The following is a 17,371-nucleotide window of genomic DNA, read 5'->3' on the forward strand; positions in this document are numbered from 1 at the left end:
AGTCGCCGCCGACACACCCTGTGCGGACCGTGTTGCCACCCCGCGGCGGCTCCGCCGCGCAGAAGGCCAGGTCAGCGGGGCGTTCCCGATGATGGGCCGCGCGCAACCGGACCGGTGCCCGGGACCTGCCGGCGGCCGAGCAGGGTGGCCGGCCGGACGGCGCCGGCCCCGAAGCGCCGGGCGGCCCGGTCGGCGGCGAGCTCGGCGTCCCGGCGGCCGTGCTCGCGAGCCCCCAGCTCGAGCTGTCGTGCGGTCGCCTCCGCCTCCACCAGCCCCTCGGCCCGCACCCCGACCAGCCGGATGCGGGCCCGGTCCAGCCCCAGGGCGTCGAAGAGCGTGCGGGCCGTGTCGTACAGCTCCTGACCCACGTCGGTGGGGACCTTCAGCGTGCGGGAGCGGGTGATCGTGGTGAAGTCGGCGAAGCGGACCTTCAGGGTCACCGTGCGCGCCAGGTGACCGGTCGAGCGCAGCCGCCCCGCCGTCCGCTCGGCCAGGTGCAACAGCTCCCGGTGGACCACCTGCGGGTCGTCGACGTCGGTGCCGAAGGTCTCCTCGGCACCGGTGGACCGGTCGGGCTCGTCGGGCACCACCCGCCGGGGGTCGCGCCCCCAGGCGAGCTCGTGCAGGTGGCTGCCGGCCGCCTGGCCCACCGCGCGCTGCAGGGTGCGCGCCGGCACGTGGGCCAGGTCCCCGACCGTGCGCAGGCCCAGCCGGAGCAGGACCTCCTCGGTCTTCGGGCCGACGCCCCACAGGGCGCTCACCGGCAGCGGGTGGAGGAACTCCATGACCTCGGCCGGCGGCACCACCAGCAGCCCGTCGGGCTTGGCCCGGGTGGAGGCCAGCTTGGCCACGAACTTGCTGCCGGCCACCCCGACCGAGCAGGTGATCCCCTGCTCGTCGTGCACCCGGGCCCGGATGTACTCCCCGATCGCCACCGGGTCGCCCAGCCGGCGGCCGCTGCCGGAGACGTCGAGGAACGCCTCGTCCAGGCTCAGCGGCTCGACCAGCGGCGTGATGGAGCGGAACAGCGCCATCACCGACCGGGACACCTCGGCGTAGAGGTCGAGGTCGCCGGGGAGCACGGTGGCCGTCGGGCACAGGCGCAGTGCCCGGGAGGTCGGCATGGCGCTGTGCACCCCGTACCGGCGGGCCTCGTAGGTGGCCGAGGTGACGACCCCGCGGTTGCCGACCCCGCCGACGATGACCGGCGTGCCGGCCAGCTCGGGGTGCCGGCGCACCTCGACACTGGCGAAGAAGGCGTCCATGTCGACGTGCAGCAGCGTGCAGCCGGCAGCCCGGTCCCTGGTCACCGCACCCCCCATCGTCCCCGTGGGTCGAACACGTGTTCGACCCACGGGGACGATAGCGGGTCAGGCCCGGGGACCGTGGTCGGTCCCCGGGCCTGTCGCGACAGGTCAGCGGGTGGTGGTCACCCGGTCGTGCTCGGTGTCCTTCTTGGACGGCCACATCTTGGCCCCGAGGACACCGCCGAGCGCGGACAGGATGATCGCCACGCCCATCACCAGGACGGCCCAGCTGGCCACCGACTGGGCGTTCTCCACGACCGGGCCGAGCTGCGCCGCGGGCGCGTTGGCGTTCTGCTGCAGCAGACCGAGCTGGCCGATGGCGTCACCGACGGCACCGAGGGCCGCACCGCCGCCGAGCAGGCTGAGCACGAGGAACGTCGCCATGCCCAGCGCCCACACGAGTATGCCGTGCAGGATGCCGTCGCTCACCCCGCGCCAGACCGCCGAGGCCGCCGCGGTCAGCCCACCGAGGAAGAAGGCGCCCCACAGGATCGCCGTGCTGATCCAGTCGGCGTTGGAGCCGGCGGCACCCTCGAGGTCCCACCAGCCGAGGGCGAAGGTGATCAGGTTGAACAGGACGAACGAGGAGATGGCCACGAGCAGGCCCGCCCACACCGGTCCCCAGCGGACCCGGTCACGCCGCGGCGGGGCCACCGACACCTGGGTCGGCTCCTCACGCCGTTCCACCTCGTGGACCACCGGCTCGGCCCGCACCTCGCGGGTCGCACCGACGGTCGACTCCGGCGTCACCTCCCGTGCCACGTTGCTGCCCTGGGCGGTGACGTCGGTGCGTGTACGACTCTCCGTCATGACCTGTCCTCTCTCGTGCGTCGTCGTGTCTGGCAGGTCCTGGGGTTCCCGGCCGGGCTCGGCTGTCCACGACACGGCCGGGACCGTGACCGAATCGTCATGAAACGGCGCCGGGTTCGGCCCGACTCCCGGGGACCCACGTGGTCGGGCAGTCGATCCGACGGGGTGGCCGACGTCGAACCGCTCGTCGCACCGGCCTGTGCCGCATCCGGTCGTGCGCGACCGGACTGTGGACGGGCGGGAGGTGTGGGGAGTCGATCATCGCGGTAGAACTGGGCCAGGTGGTCGCCGACCGGTGGCCACGACCTCGACGATCGGAGGAGCCATGGCGCTCGACGACGACGACATGACCAGCACGGAAGGACCGGCCGACGGTGGTGCCGAGGGCACGCCGGGTCAGCACGACGGTGGCGCGGACGGCGGTGCCGACGGCGGTGCGGACGGTGGCGCGGACGGCGGTGCCGACGGTGGCGCGGACGGCGGTGCCGACGGTGGCGCCGATGGCGGTGCCGACGGCGGCGCCGAGGGTCCGGCCGACTCCGGTGCCGGCGGCGGCACGCCCGGGCAGCACGACGGCGGCGCGGACGGCTCGGCCTGACCGTGCTCGACCCAGAACTGCAGGACCGGGCGTCGTCCTCCGCTGAGGAGGGCGGCGCCCGCCCGTGGGCCCAGGGCACCGCCCGCCCCGCGTTGCGCCGGTGCATCCGGGTCCAGCCGGAGGTGTTCGCCACCGAGCACTGGTCCCGCCGGCCCCTGCTCTCCACCGCCGCCGAGCTCGGGGGCACCTTCACCGACCTGCTCGACCTGGCCGCCGTCGACGAGCTGCTGAGCACCCGCGGCCTGCGCACGCCGTTCCTGCGCATCGCCAAGGACGGCGCCGTCGTCGACCCCAAGCGCTTCACCAGCCCCCAGGGCGCGGGCGCCGAGGTGGCCGACCAGGTCTCCTCCGACGCGGTGCTGCGGCTGTTCGCCGACGGCAGCACCGTCGTGCTGCAGGGCCTGCACCGGCTGTGGCCGCCGCTGATCGAGTTCGCCGGCCAGCTCGCCGCCGACCTCGGGCACCCGACGCAGGTCAACGCGTACATCACCCCGCCGTCCTCGCGCGGGTTCTCCCCGCACTACGACGTGCACGACGTCTTCGTGCTGCAGGTCGCCGGCGAGAAGCACTGGACGATCCACGAGCCGGTGATCCCCGACCCGCTGCGCACCCACCCCTGGACCGACCGCGCCGACGAGGTCGCCGCCGCTGCGCAGCGCCCGCCGGTGATCGACGCGGTGCTGCGTCCCGGCGATGCCCTGTACCTGCCCCGCGGCTACCTCCACTCGGCGGTCGCGCTCGGCGAGATCAGCGCCCACCTGACCGTCGGCGTGCACTCGGTGACCCGCTGGGGCGCCGTGGAGTCCGCCCTGGACCAGGTGCGCACCCTGGCCGCGGAGGACCCGGCGCTGCGCGGCTCCCTCCCCCTCGGCGTCGACCTGGCCGACCCCTCGGCCACCGCCGAGGACGTCGCCGCGGTGCTGTCGGGCCTGCAGCGCTGGCTCGGTGAGGTCGACCCGGCGGCCGTGGCCGACGCGCTGCGGGCCCGCACCTGGTCGCAGGTGCGGCCGGCCCCGGTGTCACCGCTGGCCCAGTCCAGCGCGATCGCGGCGCTGGCGGCCGGCACCGTGCTGCGGGTGCGGCCGTTGCTGCGCCTGCAGCTGCGCGACCCGGACGGCGACCGGGTGGCCCTGGTCGCCGGTCGCCGCACCCACGACCTGCCGGCCAGCACGCACCCGGCCCTGGCCGCACTGCTCGCCACGGGCGAGCTGAAGGTCGGTGACCTGCCCGGACTGGACGCGGCAGACCAGCTCACGCTGGCCCGCCGGCTGGTCACCGAGGCGATCGCGGTCGTTCCGGACGCCACCCCCGGGGCACCGGCCGCCACGGCCGGGCACGATGGGGGTCGTGGCGACACCGGTGGGGCCTGAGCCGATCGGCCCCCTCCAGCCCGCCCCGGCGCGCCGCTCCACCCCGGCCGGGCGGCTGGACCCGGCCCGCTGCTCGGTGCAGGCGCTCCTCCGCGGCGACTCCCCGGTCGCCACCGCGCCCCCGGCCCGGCGCTGGCTGCTGGTCGAGCAGCCCGGCCCGTGGGGGCGGGACGCCCTGCTGGAGTCCCGGTTCGACCGGCGGGTCGCCTCCCGGCTGGCGGCCCGGGCCCGCGAGCTGGGCATGCGGATCCAGCTGGTGCGCCGGCCCGGCGAGCGGCTGTCGGACGCCGGTCGCCGCTGGGCCGTCGCCGACACCACCCCGGGCCGGGAGAACATCCGGTGGTCGACCCGGACCGATGACGCCGAGCTGCTCCAGCTGCCCTGGGACGGCTCGATCGGCGAGCCGACGCAGGTGCCGACCTACCTGGTCTGCACGCACGGCGCGCACGACGTCTGCTGCGCCGTCCGCGGCCGGCCGCTGGCCCGGGCGCTGCCCGCCGCCGGGGCGGCCGCCGACGTCTGGGAGACCAGCCACCTGGGCGGTGACCGGTTCGCCGCGAACGTCGTCGTCCTGCCCTGGGGGCTCGTCTACGGGCAGGTGCCCGAGGGCGGTCAGGCGCTGCTCGCCGCCCACGCCGCCGGCCAGGTCGCGCTCCCGTTCCTGCGCGGGCGGGCCGGCCTGACCCCAGCCGCCCAGGCGGCGCAGCACCACGCCCGTGGGGAGCTCGGCCTGCTCGGGGTGGGCGACCTGCCGCCGCGTCGGGTGACCGGGCTGCCGTCGCCGGCGCCCGGCATCGAGCGGTTCGAGGTGACCCTGGCCGGCCCGGACGGCGACGTCGTGGTCACCGTGGAGAGCAGGCTGTCGGCGGAGTCGCACCGGCTGACCTGCGCCGCCCCGCAGCCAGGCCACTGGCGCACCTGGCACCCGCTGTCCCTGCGACTGGCGGCGGCACCGACCCAGGGCTGAGCGCCCGGCCGGGCGCTCAGCGCCGGACGCTCAGCGCAGCGCGCGACCGCGGGCGGCCAGCAGCGGGATCGCCAGCTCCGCCGGGGTGAGGGAGCCGTGGTAGGCGGCCAGCATCGACCCAAACGGGTCCCGCTGGACGTCGGTGATCGCCCAGCTGCCCCGGGCCAGCGCGACGACGTCACCGATCCGGTCGGCCAGCGCCGGGTCGACCGGCCCGAACACCCCGCTGTCGACCGCCTCGGCCCGGCTGACCACCCAGGCCCGGGAGCCGAGCACCGCGCGCCAGGCGGCGAGCACGTCGTCGGCGGCCCCGGGTTCGGCGTGCACGTACCGGGCGCGGGGTTCGCCGGCGAGCAGCCGCACGCCCTCGGTGAGCCCGGGTTCGGCGCCGACGTCGAGCCGGGTGGTCTCGGGGACGTCGACCATGCCGTGGTCGGCGGTCACCAGCAGCACCGCGTCCTCGGGCAGCCCCTCGGCCAGCTGCTCCACCAGCCGGTCGACGATGCCCAACTGGGCGCGCCAGGCGGCCGAGTCGACGCCGCGGACGTGCCCGGTCAGGTCGAGGTCGGCGGTGTAGCCGTAGACCAGGCTGCGCTCGCCGGTGCGCAGTGCGGCGTGCATCCCGGCGACCAGGTCGCCGGGGCTGAACGCGCTGGCGTAGTCGGCCCCGCGGTAGGCGGCGCGGGTGAGGCCGGAGGCGGCGAAGGCATGCGGGGCGACGACGGTGCACGAGACGCCGTCGGCCGCGGCCTGCTCGAAGACGGTCGGCTGGGCCTGCCACCGCAGCGGGTCGGGGTCGTCGTCCCAGTGGACGTGGTTGAGGGTGCGCTCCTCGCCGGGCACCGCGGTGACGAAGCCGAGCACCCCGTGGCTGCCCGGCGGCAGGCCGGTGCCCAGGGTGACGAGGCTGACCGGGGTGGTGCTCGGACACGGTGCGGACAGCGTGCCGACCGGGGTGCCGAGCGCGTTGAGCACCGGCGCCTGGCCGCGGTGGGCGGCGACCAGCTCGGCACCCAGACCGTCGACCAGCAGGACGGCGACCCGGCGGGCGCCGGCCACGGCGGCGGTCAGGTCGAGCGGGTCGACGGGCAGGTCGCCGCGGTGCACCGGGACGCCGAGGGCGCTGGCCGCGCTGGGCAGCACGTCGGCGAGGGTGGCGCTCCCGTAGGGCGGGACGCCGAACCCGTCGGGCAGGCTCATCGGCTCGGCCGGCGGCCGGGTCAGCCGGCGGCCGGGCGGGTGGCGAGGACGTGCAGGCCGGTGGCGACGTCCCGGTAGGGCGAGGTGCCGGACAGCGCCAGCTCCAGCGCACGCAGCGCATTCGGGTCGGCCCCGGAGGAGGCGCCCAGCAGGTCGGCGACGACGGCGACGCCGTGCCACTCCCCCGGCTCCAACCCGGCGCCGGCGAGCAGCGCGAGCAGCTCGGCCGGGTCGAACCGCCGGTGGACGTGGCCGCCGCGGCCGGGGGCCGGGTCGCGGTCGGCCAGGAGGGCGACGGCCTCGACCGGGTGCCCGCTGATCGCCCGCGCGAGGACGGCGCCGGCCCGGTTCGCCACGGCGAGGGAGAGCTGCCCACCGGGGCGGAGTGCACTGGCGAGTTGGTGGAGGGTGCTGGCCGGCTCGTCGACGACCTCGAGGACGAAGTGGCACAGCACCAGGTCGAAGAGGTCACCGGACGGGAGGGCGGTGAGCATCCGGTCGCCGTCGCCCTGGACGCCACGGACCCGGTCGCCCGCGCCGACGGTGGCGGCCCGGCGGTGGAGCGTGGCCAGCGCGTCGGCGCTGGGGTCGACGACGGTGACCTGGTGGCCGAGGGCGGCCAGCGGGACGGCGAACATCCCGCTGCCGCCGCCGAGGTCGAGGACCTGCAACGGGGAGCCGGCCGCGACCAGCGGGTCGAGCGCGGCCCAGATCGCCGCGGTGCGGGCCGGGGCCTGCGCGGCGGTGGCCGGAGGGGTCGTCACCCAGCGGAGCCTAATCGCGGACCGCCGAGCCCACCCGGCCCGGACCGGCGCCGCCACGAACCTCGCGGCGGTGCCCCCTCCCGGGCCGTGCGCCTGAGCAGAACGGTTCCGGGGGCTCCCACCGGCTGGACTGCGGGTGGAGCCCTCTCGGAGGTCAGCTGCCGGTCTCGGTGACCCCGAAGAGGAGCACGCGCCGTTCGACGTCGTAGTGGACCGTCTCGGTGTTGGTCAGCAGGTCCTGGAGGTTGTCCGCGTCGTCCGGGTCGAGGGTGAGGACCTCTTCCCAGGCGCCCTGGTCGAGCACGAGCTGCAACGTGTACGTGCCGGGCTTCCCCGGCTCCCCGGCCGTCCAGCTGAACTGGTAGTGGCTCAACTGGCGGACCTTGATGGTGTTGTCGGTGACTGGCTGCGGGACCTCGGGCATGGGACTGCCTCTCGACGGTGGAGCCTGCCGGGCACTGCACCCGACGTGGGACTGTGCTACCCGGCCGGGCAGCCGCCACGCGCCGCCCCGAGGTCCATCGGGCGAACAGCCGGGGACCACGGCGTTGCACGCCGGCGAGTCCGACCATGGCCCCGCTCAGTGGCCCGAGCTGCCGGGGCTGGAGTGCCAGAGCTTGCGCGGCGGTGCTGCGGCCGCGCGGCGGGCGGCGGTCGCGGCGTCCTCGCCGGCCGGCTTGATGTCGGCGTAGGGCGACATCCGGAACCCGGTCGGGTGCACCAGCACCGGCCGCACCACCACCGGCCGGGACGCCCGGGACGCTGCGGCCCCGGCGATCGCCTGCTCGGTGTACTCCCCCGGCGCGGCCATCAGCTCGGCGACCGCCGCGAGCCCGCCGGTCTCCCAGGCCTCGTGCAGCGCGGGCAGCTCCCAGGCCCCGGTGGCCCGCATCGAGACACCACGCGGCCCGGTGCGCCGCATCACCCCGCGGACCACCAGCAGCCAGGAGTGGAAGACCGTGGCGGCGTAGGGCCCCTGCACGTCCTCGAAGAACGTCGCATCCGCGCAGCCGGTGCCGTCGTCCAGGGTCACGAACACCACCCGGCGGCCGGACCGGATCGGCGGGGTCTGGGTGGCCACCTTCACCCCGGCCACCAGCACCTCCGCCCCACTGCGGCACTGCAGCAGCTCCTCGGCCGGCACCGCACCGAGGGCAGCCAGGAACGGCCGGTAGAACTCGACGACGTGCCGGCTGGCGTCCAGCCCCAGCACCTCCAGCTCGGCACGGACCCGCTCGGCGTCGGTGAACTCCGGCAGCCCGGAGGCGACGAACTCCGGTCGCCCGGGCTCCTCCTCGTCGTCCTCCGGGTCGAACAGCCCGGGTTCGGCCTCGCCGGCCTCGGCGCCGAACAGGTCCAGGCCCAGCTGGCCGGTGCTGCTCGCCCGGGCCCCGCTGCGGCTCCAGCGGTCCAGCTCCCCGATCTGCAGCAACAGGTCACGGCGGGTCAGCTGCTCCCGCCGCCGCGCCGGCCGGCCGCCCTCGCTGTCGCGCATCCCGAACCCGTAGACGGAGTCGAACCCACCGGCCAGCACCAGCCGCTCCACCACCGGCCGGGACACCTTCGCCCGGTTCCAGAAGTCGGTCAGCGACCGGTAGGGCTGCCCGGCCTGGATCCGGGCGACCTCCTCGTCGTTGATCCCCTTGACGTCGGCCAGCGACAGCCGGATGCCGTAGCGCCCCGGGTCGGGCATCGACGCCGGCATCCAGGCCGGGCGGGGGCGCGGCTGGTCGGCCGGTCCGTCGTCCGTGCTGCCGCCGACCCGTTCGACCCGGTAGGTGCCGGCCGAGGCGTTGACGTCCAGGCCGAGCACCTGCACCCCGAAGTTGCGGGCGTCGTCGAGGATCAGCCGCTTGGGGTACATCCCCGGGTCGTGGGTGAGCACCCCGGACAGGAAGGCCGCGGTGTGGTGGGTCTTCAGCCAGGCCGACTGGTAGGTCGGCAGCGCGAACGCCGCGGCGTGGGCCTTGCAGAAGCCGAACGAGCCGAAGGCCACCAGCACCTCCCAGACCTGCTCGACCACCGCGACGTCGAAGCCCTCCGCCAGCGCGCGCGGCGCGAACCAGGCCTTCACCTCCGGATGGGCGTCCTTCTCCCCCAGCGCGCGGCGCACCTCGTCGGCCTCGGCCAGGTCGCAGCCGGTCATCACCGACACGATCTGCAGCACCTGCTCGTGGAAGACCACCACCCCGGCGGTCTCCTCCAGCGCCGGGACCAGCGCCGGGTGCGGGTAGATCGGGTCGCGCCAGCCGTTCCGGGCCATCAGGAACGGGGTGACCATGTCGCTCTTCACCGGCCCCGGGCGGAACAGCGAGATGTCGACGATGAGGTCCTCGAAGGTCTGCGGACCGAACTTGCCGACCAGCTCCCGCTGACCCGGTGACTCGATCTGGAACATGCCCAGGGTGCGGGTGCTGCGGATCAGCTCGAAGGTGGTCGGGTCGTCGCGCGGGACAGCGTCGATCTCGACCTGCTCCCCGTCCACCCGGGCCACCTCGTCCATCGCGTGCGCGATCGCCGACTGCATCCGGATGCCCAGCAGGTCCAGCTTGAGCAGCCCCAGCTCCTCGACGTCGTCCTTGTCGAACTGGCTCATCGGGTAGCCCAGGTAACTGCTCTCCACCGGCGTGCGGTCGAGCAGGGTGGCGTCGGAGAGCAGCACCCCGCACGGGTGCAGCGCGATGTGCCGGGGCAGCCCGTCGAGCCGGGAGACCAGGTCGAAGAGCAGGTCGAGATCGCCGCTGCCCCCGGTTCGCCGCGACCCCAGCCGGCTGGCCCGCAGCTCCGGGAGGTCGCGCAGCGCCGCGTGCACCTGGTTGGCCCGGATGTGCGGGAACGCCTTGGCCACCGCGTCGACCTCCGCCGGGGGGAGCCCGAGGGCGGCGCCGACGTCGCGGACCGCGTGCCGCACCCGGTAGGTGTCCATCATCGAGATGCAGCTGACCCGGGAGGCGCCGAAGCGCTCGATCACCGCGTCGTAGACCTCCATCCGGCGGGCCGACTCCACGTCGATGTCGATGTCGGGCAGCTGGTGCCGCAGCGGGGAGAGGAATCGCTCCATCAGCAGGCCGTACCGGATCGGGTCGACGTCGGAGATGCCCAGCAGGTAGGTGACCAGGCTGCCGGCGCCCGAGCCGCGGGCCGCTGCGCGGACCCGGAGCTCCTTGATCAGGGCCACCACGTCGGCGACGGTCAGGAAGTAGGAGGGGTAGCCGAGGGAGTCGATGACCGCCAGCTCCTCCTCCAGCCGCTCGCGCACCACGGCCGACGGCGTCATGCCGCGCCGGCCGAACCCGGCCTCGCAGCGGGCCCGCAGCACCGCCGACGGGCCCATCCCCCGCTCGGCAGCGGTGGTGACCACGTCGAGCTCGGGGTAGCGCACCGTGCCGATGCCGAGGTCGGCCCGGACGTCGACCGCGCACTGCTCGGCGACCCGGGCGGTGGTCTCCAGCAGCTGCAGCGCCGCGTCCCGGTCCGGCCCGGCCAGCTCCTCGGCGAGCAGCGCCATCTCCTTGCCCGACTTCAGGTGCCCCTCGGCGGTGCGCCGGTCGACGTGCCGCTGGCCCAGCGGCACCAGCCGGCGGGCGGCGTCCAGCACGTCGGCGGTCGGGGCGTCGAGGGCGTCGACGTAGCGGACCGCGTTGGTCAGCACCGCCGGCACCCGGGCCTCGGCGGCCAGCCGCAGCATCGCCTGGGCACGAGACCGGTCGCCCTGGCCGCGGTGGTGCACGACCTCGAGCACCAGCTGGCCCGGCCCGAAGACCGCACGCCAGGTGTCCAGCCGGGCCCGGGCCAGGTCGGCCCGGCCGGCGGCCAGCGCACGGCCGACCGAGGACGCCGGCCCCAGCACCGCCAGCAGCCCGGTCGAGTGCGCACCGGCCAGCGTCAGCGAGCTGACCGGTTCACCGCGGGTGCCGCCGAGGTGGGTGGCGCTGGTCAGCCGGCACAGCGACCGCCAGCCGGCGCCGTCGCGGGCGAGGAAGGTGGCCCGGGGCAGCCGGGAGTCCACGCTGGCCCCACCGCGCGCCGGGACGCGGCGGCCGACGGGGTGGGCGGCCCGGTGCCGGGCCGCAGCGGTGATCCGCCCGGGGGTCTGGTCAGCCGGCTCGCCGCCGGCGACGGGGTCGACCGCGAGGTCGACGCCGAACAGCGGCCGGATGCCCGCCGACCGGCAGGCCAGCGCGAACTTGACCGCGCCGTACAGCCCGTCGCGGTCGGTCAGGGCCAGGGCGCCCATGCCGTGCTCGGCCGCCCGGGCGACCAGGTCGGCCGGGTGGTTGGCGCCGTGCCGCATCGAGTACCCCGACGCGACGTGCAGGTGGACGAAGGGGTCGCTCACGAGGTGGAGCCGGAGCCGGGGCGACCCGGGCCGCGCCGGCGCGAGCCGGGGTCGACCGCGCGCAGACGTGCGGGCGCCGGTGGCACCGGGCGGCTGATCGTGGCCTCCACGACGCCGAGGAACGTGCCGACGTCCCGGACCAGGTCGTCGGCCTCCCGTGCGGTGACCGCGTGCGAGAGCCCCGCCTCGGCGGCGGCGCGCTTGGCCGCCCCGGCGGCGAAGAACGCCGCCCACTCCGACAGCTCGGGGGCGACCTGACCGATCAGCACCCAGGCGCTGCGCGGCCGGCGCCGCCCGGCCTCGGGCTGGGTGCGGGCGGCCAGCACGGCCGCCGCGGCGCGCAGGGCGGCCAGGTGTGCGGTCGCGTACCGCCAGGCCGCGTCGGGGCTGGCGGCGGCCTCGGCCAGCCCGCGATGGGCCTGACCGAGCAGCTGGGCGGCGGCCGCGGGCAGCGGCGGTAGCAACGGGAGCTGCCCGTCGTCGGCGGCCGGGAGGGCCCGGGCGGCGCCCATCAGTCGTGCACCCGGACGAGCAGCCACTGGTTGCCCGTCGGCTCCCAGGACAGGTCGAAGACCCCGGCGAAGCTCATCCGGGACCGGCCTGCGCGGACCGCCTCGACCCGCCAGACCTGCCGGGTGGCGACCAGCTCGGCCGACGCCCCACCCCGCCCGGCGGCGTCGGCCTGCCACCACGGGTCGGTCTCCACCCACGAGTCGAGCAGCTCCCCCACCACGTACCGGGTCTGCCCTCGCCAGAACTCGGCCGGCCCCGACGGCCCCTGCTCGACCTGCACCTCTTCACCGGCTCGGCCACCGGCCCCGGCGAGCACTCGGCTCATGACAGACTCCGCAACTCTTCGCCCCCCACCGGCCGCCCGCCCCCCGGCCCGGCGGGGAAGCGCACATCGGAGGACGTGACGGCCCGGGCCGGCGAACGGGTCGCCGGTGTTCGAACAGGTGTTCGAACACCGATGAGTAGACCGGAGCGGGCCGGAGCGGTCAAGCCGGACGGGCGTGTCGACGTCCGTGTCGTTACAGCGACTGCACCCAGCGGCCCGGGCAACCCTCGACCCCAGCTGGAGGTCGGCCGGCATTCCCCAGACGACGCCCCGCCGACCGTCGGCGTCGGCCCAGGTGCCGGGTGGCGCGCGGTCCCGGGACCGGTGGGAGGATCGCGGGCATGACCGCTGCGGAGACCCCGCACCCACGGGTCGCCGAGGTCGAGCAGTTGCTGCGCGCCTCCGGCGTCGCCGGTGGGGTGCGCGTACTGCCCGCCAGCGCCCGCACGGCCGCCGCCGCAGCCGCCCAGCTCGGCGTCGAGGTCGGTGCGATCGCCAACAGCCTGGTGTTCGACGCCGGCGACGTCCCGCTGCTCGTGCTCACCAGCGGCGCGCACCGGGTCGACGAGGCGCTCGTCGCCGACCTGCTCGGCGTCCCGCGGATCACCCGGGCCACCCCCGAGTTCGTCCGCCGGCACACCGGCCAGGCGATCGGCGGGGTGGCGCCGGTCGGGCACCCGGAGCCGATCGGCACGCTGGTCGACGTGGAGCTCGCCCGGCACCCTCGGGTGTGGGCGGCCGCCGGGCACCCGCACACCGTCTTCCCCACCAGCTACGACGAGCTGCTGCAGCTCACCGGCGGCACCCCCGCGGAGGTCGGCCCGGGGCCGTCTCCGGCCGCCGCCGACGAGGAGACCACCCGATGACCGGCACCACACCCGCGGCCCGGGTCACCGAGCTGCCCGCCGGCTGGATGCGCGAACACCTGCACGAGGCACTGGCGATCTACGGGGCGGCGATGGGCTACGGCGACTCCGTCGTCGCCGGGCGCTACGGCTACGCCGTCCAGCACACCGAGCGGGAGGGCTTCCGCGCCGTCGGCGCCTTCGCCGAGGTCCGGCAGGACGACGGCACGGTCGGCGAACGGCTGGTCGGCTTCGGCTACGGCTACGTCGTCGCCCCCGGGCAGTGGTGGCACGACCAGGTCCGCAACGCCCTGGACCGGCGGACGGCGAAGCAGTGGCTGCCCGGCGCGTTCGAGGTGTGCGAGCTGCACGTGCACCCCGACCGGCAGAGCCAGGGCCTGGGCCGCCAGCTGCTGCACGCGCTGCTGGCCGACCTCCCCCACCCGGCCGCCCTGCTGAGCACCCCGGACACCGACACCAAGGCCTTCCGGCTCTACCACGCCGACGGGTTCGTCGACCTGGCCCGCGGCTACCACTTCCCCGGCGACGCCCGCCCCTTCGCGATCCTGGGCGCGCGGCTGCCCCTGCCCGTCCCCACCGGAAAGGGCTGATCACCGTCGACAGCACCGCCGACGTCGTCGTCATCGGCTCCGGGCACAACGGCCTGGTCGCCGCCTGCCACCTCGCCCGGGCCGGGCTGCGCGTGGAGGTGGTGGAGTCCGACGAGGTCCTCGGCGGCGCCGTCTCCACCGTGGAGCGCTGGCCCGGCGTCCGGGTCGACCGCGGGTCCAGCGCGCACGTGATCATCCGGCACAGCGGGGTGGTCGAGGAGCTGGAGCTCGACCGCTTCGGCCTGCGCTACGTCGACTGCGACCCCTGGGGCTTCGCACCGGCACCGGCGCCCGGCGACCCCGGCCCCGACGGGCGGCCGCTGGTCTTCTCCGTCGACCTCGACGCCACCTGCGCCTCCATCGCCGCCGCCTGCGGGGACGCCGACGCCGCGGCCTACCGCCGGTTCGTCGAGGTCTGGGGCCCGCGCAGCGCCGCCGTCGTCAAGGCCTTCGGCGACCGGCCGGCGATGACCCGGCTGGTCCGGCACCTGTGGCCGGTCGGCGCCCCCCGGCGCGGCCAGCCCCGCACCCCGGGCGGGGAGATCGCGACCGACTTCCTCGGCTCCGGGGACGCCCTGCTCGACCGCTGGTTCACCAGCGAGCGGCTCAAGGCGGCCCTGGCCTGGTTCGGCGCCCAGTCCGGCCCGCCCATGTCCGAGCCCGGCACGGCCGCGATGGTCGGCTGGGTCGCACTGCTGCACGACGTCCCGCCCGGCCACCCGGTAGGCGGGTCGGGCGGGCTCACCCAGGCGCTGGCGGCGCGGCTGGCCAGTGACGGCGGCCGGGTCACCCTCGGGGACGGCGCGGCCCGCCTGCTCGTCGACGGGCCGCCCGACGACCGGCGGGTCACCGGGGTGCAGACGGTCTCCGGACGGCGGATCTCCGCACCGGTGGTCATCGCCGCCTGCCACGTGCTGGCCACCAAGGCGCTGGCCGGCGACGACGCCCCGCCCGCGCTGGCCGAGGCTGACCCGCCGCTGGGCAACGGCTTCGGCCTGGTGCTGCGCGCGCAGACCGACGCCCTGCCGAGCTACCCCGGCGCGGGCGAGGAGGCGCTGCAGGGGCTGCAGCTGCTCTGCACCGACCGGGCCCAGCTGGCCCGGGCGCACGGCGACTGGCTGGCCGGCGAGCTCCCCCGCGAGCCGGTGCCGCTGGCCATGTCCTTCTCCGCGAGCGACCCGACCCTCGCCCCGGCCGGCCAGCACGTGGTCACCGTCTGGGGCCAGTGGTACCCCTACGAGCTCGCCGACGGGTCGGACTGGGAGGAGATCGCCGACCGGGCCGCCCAGCAGCTGATCGCCGCGGTCGACCGGTACGCACCCGGCTTCGCCGACTCGGTACAGCGGCTGTACGTACAGACCCCGCTGAAGCTGGAGCAGGAACTGTCCCTGCTGCGTGGCAACGTCATGCACGTGGAGATGAGCCTGGCCAGCATGTTCGGCTTCCGGCCGACCCCGGCGCTGTCCGGGCACCGGGTGCCGGGGCTCGGCGGGCTCTACCTGACCGGCGCCTCCACGCACCCCGGGGGCGGGGTCTCCGGCAACTCCGGCCGCACCGCCGCCCGGGTGGTGCTCGCCGACCGCCGGCCCGCGGCCCGGTGGCGAGCCGGGGTGACGGGCTGGGCCGGACGCCGGCTGCGGCGGGGGGCGGCGGGGTGACCGGCACGCTCCTCACCCGCCGGCCGGGCACCGGACCGGCCCCACTGCCCTGGCTGCCCCTCACGATCACCGTCGCGCTGCTGGGCACCGCGATCGCCTACCCGCTCAGCAGCGGCGCGGCCCGCGACGCGGTCAGCTGGGCGATCGTGCTGCTGGGTTCGGCGGTGTCGGTCAGCCACGCCACGGTCAGCCGCGGCGCCCGCACCGGCGCCGCGGTGTTCGTCGTGGTGGGCGTCGTCGCGGTGCTGTTCGAGGCCCTGGGGCTGAGCACCGGGTTCCCGTACGGCGAGTACGTCTACAGCGACACGCTGGGCCCGACGCTGCTCGGGGTGCCCTTCCTGGTGCCGCTGGCCTGGCTGATGATGGCGTGGCCGAGCTGGGTGCTCGCCGCCCGGCTGACCTCGCGGGTGCGCGCCCCCCGACGCCGGGCCGCCCGGGTGGCGGTGGCGGCCTACGTCTTCGCCGCCTGGGACGTGGTGCTCGACCCGCAGCTGGTGCAGGCCGGCTACTGGCGCTGGGCTCACCCCGAGCCGGGCCTGCCGGGCATCTCCACCGTCCCGCTCAGCAACCTCGCCGGGTGGCTGCTGGCCGGCCTGGTGCTGATGACTCTGCTCGACCTCCTTGTCGAGCGCACCAGCCGGCCGCCCCGGATCGGGGACACCGCTCCGCTGCTGACCCTGGGCTGGATGGTGCTGGGCGGGGCGCTGGCGCACGCCGGCTGGCTCGGGCTGCCGGGGTCCGCGGCCTGGGGCGTCGTCCTGGCGCTGCCGGTGCTCGCCGCCCTGGCCGTCCAGGAGCGGCGGCGACGGCGATGACCGCTGCCTGGCGCAGGCTGCTGCGGGTGTGCGCCGGGCTCTCGGTGGCGGCCGCGGTCCACGCCGCGTGGAACAGCCGACTCCTCCGCCGGCCGCCGGCCGTGCCACGGCCGGTCCCCCGCCGGGTGACCGTGGTCGTCCCGGCGCGCGACGAGGCCCACCAGATCGCCGGCTGCCTGGCCGCCGTGCTCGACCAGCGCGGAGTGCCGCACCTGCACGTCGTGGTCGTCGACGACGGCTCCACCGACGGCACCGCCGAACGGGTCACGGCGGTCGGCGACGACCGGGTCACCCTGCTGCCCGCGACGCCACCCGGGCCCGGCTGGCTGGGCAAGCCGAACGCCTGCGCCCAGGGTGCGGCCGCTGGCCGCCAGCAGGCCGACGACGTGCTGGTCTTCCTGGACGCCGACGTCCGGCTGATGCCCGACGCGCTCGCCTCGGCGGTCGCCCTGCTCGACGACGCAGCGCTCGACCTGGTCTCCCCCTGGCCACGCCAGCTCACCGGCAGCGCCGCCGAGCGGCTGGTCCAGCCGCTGCAGCAGTGGCTGTGGGCCACGCTGTTGCCGCTGCGCCTGGCCGAGCGGTCACCACGACCGTCGCTGGCGGCGGCCAACGGCCAGTTCCTGGTGGTCCGCCGCGCGGCCTACGACCGGGCCGGCGGGCACGCCGCCGTCCGCGGTGAGGTGATCGAGGACGTCGCGTTGCTGCGCGCGGTCAAGGCCGCCGGGGGCCGCGGCGTCGTCGTCGACGGTTCGACGCTGGCCACCTGCCGGATGTACGACGGCTGGCCGGGGGTCCGCGACGGCTACACCAAGTCGCTGTGGTCGGCGGTCGGCGGGCGGCCGGCGGCCGCCGTCGGGGTGGCCGCCGGGCTCAGCGCCGTCTGGCTGCTGCCGCCGCTGGCCGCCCTGACCGGCTCCCGCGCCGGGCTGGTCGGCTACGCCGCCGGAGTGGTGAACCGGGCCGTGGTCGCGTCCCGCACGGGTGGCCGGGCCTGGCCGGACTCGCTGGCCCACCCCGTGTCGATCGCGCTGCTCGACGTGCTGGTCGCCCGCTCGGTGGCCGGACACCGGCGGGGCTCGCTCCGGTGGCGCGGGCGCACCCTGCCGGTCGCCGCCGTCGACCAGCGGGCCGAGCCCCGGGGACCCATCCTGGGCAGATGACGAACAGCGACCTCCTCGACCTGCGCACCGACGCGCGCGCCGCCCTCCTCTTCGTCGGCCTGCGCGGCGACTGGTAGCCCTACTGC

The 17,371-nt window shown here is 76.2% G+C and carries 16 protein-coding genes; 8 read left to right on the forward strand and 8 right to left on the reverse strand.

Annotated features, from left to right (window positions below):
- Positions 1-71 precede the first annotated feature (71 nt).
- Entirely contained in the window at positions 72-1,310 is a 1,239-nt protein-coding gene (locus tag O2W20_RS18705; protein WP_269171669.1) for a DNA polymerase IV, read from the reverse strand.
- A gap of 105 nt (positions 1,311-1,415) precedes the next feature.
- On the reverse strand, positions 1,416-2,117 hold the full coding sequence (locus O2W20_RS18710; protein ID WP_269171668.1) for a permease: 702 nt from the start codon (positions 2,115-2,117) through the stop codon (positions 1,416-1,418).
- A gap of 325 nt (positions 2,118-2,442) precedes the next feature.
- Here O2W20_RS18710 and O2W20_RS18715 point away from each other — a divergent pair, with 325 nt between their 5' ends.
- From O2W20_RS18715 to O2W20_RS18725, 3 genes are read left to right on the forward strand one after another with little or no spacing between them, the layout of a single operon-like run.
- Complete coding sequence (locus O2W20_RS18715) at positions 2,443-2,715, forward strand: BatC protein (protein WP_222193540.1); 273 nt, start codon at positions 2,443-2,445, stop codon at positions 2,713-2,715.
- A 2-nt stretch (positions 2,716-2,717) separates the two neighbouring features.
- Positions 2,718-4,085: a cupin domain-containing protein gene (locus O2W20_RS18720; RefSeq protein ID WP_269171667.1), complete on the forward strand. Its 1,368-nt coding sequence runs from the start codon at positions 2,718-2,720 to the stop codon at positions 4,083-4,085.
- Positions 4,054-5,052 carry a sucrase ferredoxin gene (locus O2W20_RS18725; RefSeq protein WP_269171666.1) on the forward strand — a complete coding sequence of 333 codons (999 nt, stop codon included), beginning with the start codon at positions 4,054-4,056 and terminating at the stop codon, positions 5,050-5,052. Before O2W20_RS18720 ends, O2W20_RS18725 begins: the two co-directional genes overlap by 32 nt.
- Before the next feature lie 30 nt (positions 5,053-5,082).
- Here O2W20_RS18725 and O2W20_RS18730 read toward each other — a convergent pair whose 3' ends face one another.
- From O2W20_RS18730 to O2W20_RS22695, 6 genes are all read right to left on the reverse strand, one after another.
- A complete protein-coding gene (locus O2W20_RS18730) occupies positions 5,083-6,252 on the reverse strand; it encodes an alkaline phosphatase family protein (RefSeq protein WP_269171665.1) in 1,170 nt (389 codons plus the stop codon).
- Positions 6,253-6,272: 20 nt separating this feature from the next.
- The gene (locus O2W20_RS18735; RefSeq protein WP_269171664.1) at positions 6,273-7,016 is read right to left on the reverse strand and encodes a class I SAM-dependent methyltransferase; all 744 of its coding nucleotides are present in this window, start codon (positions 7,014-7,016) and stop codon (positions 6,273-6,275) included.
- A 154-nt stretch (positions 7,017-7,170) separates the two neighbouring features.
- Positions 7,171-7,440, reverse strand: a complete 270-nt coding sequence (locus O2W20_RS18740; protein ID WP_164700432.1) for a hypothetical protein — start codon at positions 7,438-7,440, stop codon at positions 7,171-7,173.
- A gap of 156 nt (positions 7,441-7,596) precedes the next feature.
- A complete protein-coding gene (locus tag O2W20_RS18745) occupies positions 7,597-11,355 on the reverse strand; it encodes a DNA polymerase III subunit alpha (RefSeq protein WP_269171663.1) in 3,759 nt (1,252 codons plus the stop codon).
- Complete coding sequence (locus O2W20_RS18750) at positions 11,352-11,867, reverse strand: SAV_6107 family HEPN domain-containing protein (RefSeq protein WP_269171662.1); 516 nt, start codon at positions 11,865-11,867, stop codon at positions 11,352-11,354. The genes O2W20_RS18745 and O2W20_RS18750 overlap by 4 nt, the downstream gene beginning before the upstream one ends.
- The gene (locus tag O2W20_RS22695; RefSeq protein WP_331254125.1) at positions 11,867-12,193 is read right to left on the reverse strand and encodes a DUF6504 family protein; all 327 of its coding nucleotides are present in this window, start codon (positions 12,191-12,193) and stop codon (positions 11,867-11,869) included. The genes O2W20_RS18750 and O2W20_RS22695 overlap by 1 nt, the downstream gene beginning before the upstream one ends.
- 341 nt (positions 12,194-12,534) lie before the next feature.
- Here O2W20_RS22695 and O2W20_RS18760 point away from each other — a divergent pair, with 341 nt between their 5' ends.
- From O2W20_RS18760 to O2W20_RS18780, 5 genes are read left to right on the forward strand one after another with little or no spacing between them, the layout of a single operon-like run.
- Entirely contained in the window at positions 12,535-13,059 is a 525-nt protein-coding gene (locus O2W20_RS18760; protein ID WP_269171660.1) for a YbaK/EbsC family protein, read from the forward strand.
- Positions 13,056-13,649, forward strand: a complete 594-nt coding sequence (locus tag O2W20_RS18765) for a GNAT family N-acetyltransferase (protein ID WP_269171659.1) — start codon at positions 13,056-13,058, stop codon at positions 13,647-13,649. Before O2W20_RS18760 ends, O2W20_RS18765 begins: the two co-directional genes overlap by 4 nt.
- A 32-nt stretch (positions 13,650-13,681) precedes the next feature.
- On the forward strand, positions 13,682-15,307 hold the full coding sequence (locus tag O2W20_RS18770; protein WP_269185522.1) for a phytoene desaturase family protein: 1,626 nt from the start codon (positions 13,682-13,684) through the stop codon (positions 15,305-15,307).
- The gene (locus O2W20_RS18775; protein WP_269171658.1) at positions 15,304-16,122 is read left to right on the forward strand and encodes a carotenoid biosynthesis protein; all 819 of its coding nucleotides are present in this window, start codon (positions 15,304-15,306) and stop codon (positions 16,120-16,122) included. The genes O2W20_RS18770 and O2W20_RS18775 overlap by 4 nt, the downstream gene beginning before the upstream one ends.
- The gene (locus O2W20_RS18780; RefSeq protein WP_269171657.1) at positions 16,119-17,285 is read left to right on the forward strand and encodes a glycosyltransferase; all 1,167 of its coding nucleotides are present in this window, start codon (positions 16,119-16,121) and stop codon (positions 17,283-17,285) included. Before O2W20_RS18775 ends, O2W20_RS18780 begins: the two co-directional genes overlap by 4 nt.
- Positions 17,286-17,371: the final 86 nt, after the last annotated feature.

Origin of the sequence: Modestobacter sp. VKM Ac-2982 (genome assembly GCF_026967935.1) — a bacterium.
GTDB lineage: Bacteria > Actinomycetota > Actinomycetes > Mycobacteriales > Geodermatophilaceae > Modestobacter.

Coding starts and splice junctions, on each gene's coding strand:
- O2W20_RS18765 (WP_269171659.1), top strand. CDS start 13,056: ATGACCGGCACCACACCCGCGGCCCGGGTCACCGAGCTGCCCGCCGGC.
- O2W20_RS18725 (WP_269171666.1), top strand. CDS start 4,054: ATGGGGGTCGTGGCGACACCGGTGGGGCCTGAGCCGATCGGCCCCCTC.
- O2W20_RS18710 (WP_269171668.1), bottom strand. CDS start 2,117: ATGACGGAGAGTCGTACACGCACCGACGTCACCGCCCAGGGCAGCAAC.
- O2W20_RS18740 (WP_164700432.1), bottom strand. CDS start 7,440: ATGCCCGAGGTCCCGCAGCCAGTCACCGACAACACCATCAAGGTCCGC.
- O2W20_RS18780 (WP_269171657.1), top strand. CDS start 16,119: ATGACCGCTGCCTGGCGCAGGCTGCTGCGGGTGTGCGCCGGGCTCTCG.
- O2W20_RS18750 (WP_269171662.1), bottom strand. CDS start 11,867: ATGGGCGCCGCCCGGGCCCTCCCGGCCGCCGACGACGGGCAGCTCCCG.
- O2W20_RS18715 (WP_222193540.1), top strand. CDS start 2,443: ATGGCGCTCGACGACGACGACATGACCAGCACGGAAGGACCGGCCGAC.
- O2W20_RS18730 (WP_269171665.1), bottom strand. CDS start 6,252: ATGAGCCTGCCCGACGGGTTCGGCGTCCCGCCCTACGGGAGCGCCACC.
- O2W20_RS22695 (WP_331254125.1), bottom strand. CDS start 12,193: ATGAGCCGAGTGCTCGCCGGGGCCGGTGGCCGAGCCGGTGAAGAGGTG.
- O2W20_RS18760 (WP_269171660.1), top strand. CDS start 12,535: ATGACCGCTGCGGAGACCCCGCACCCACGGGTCGCCGAGGTCGAGCAG.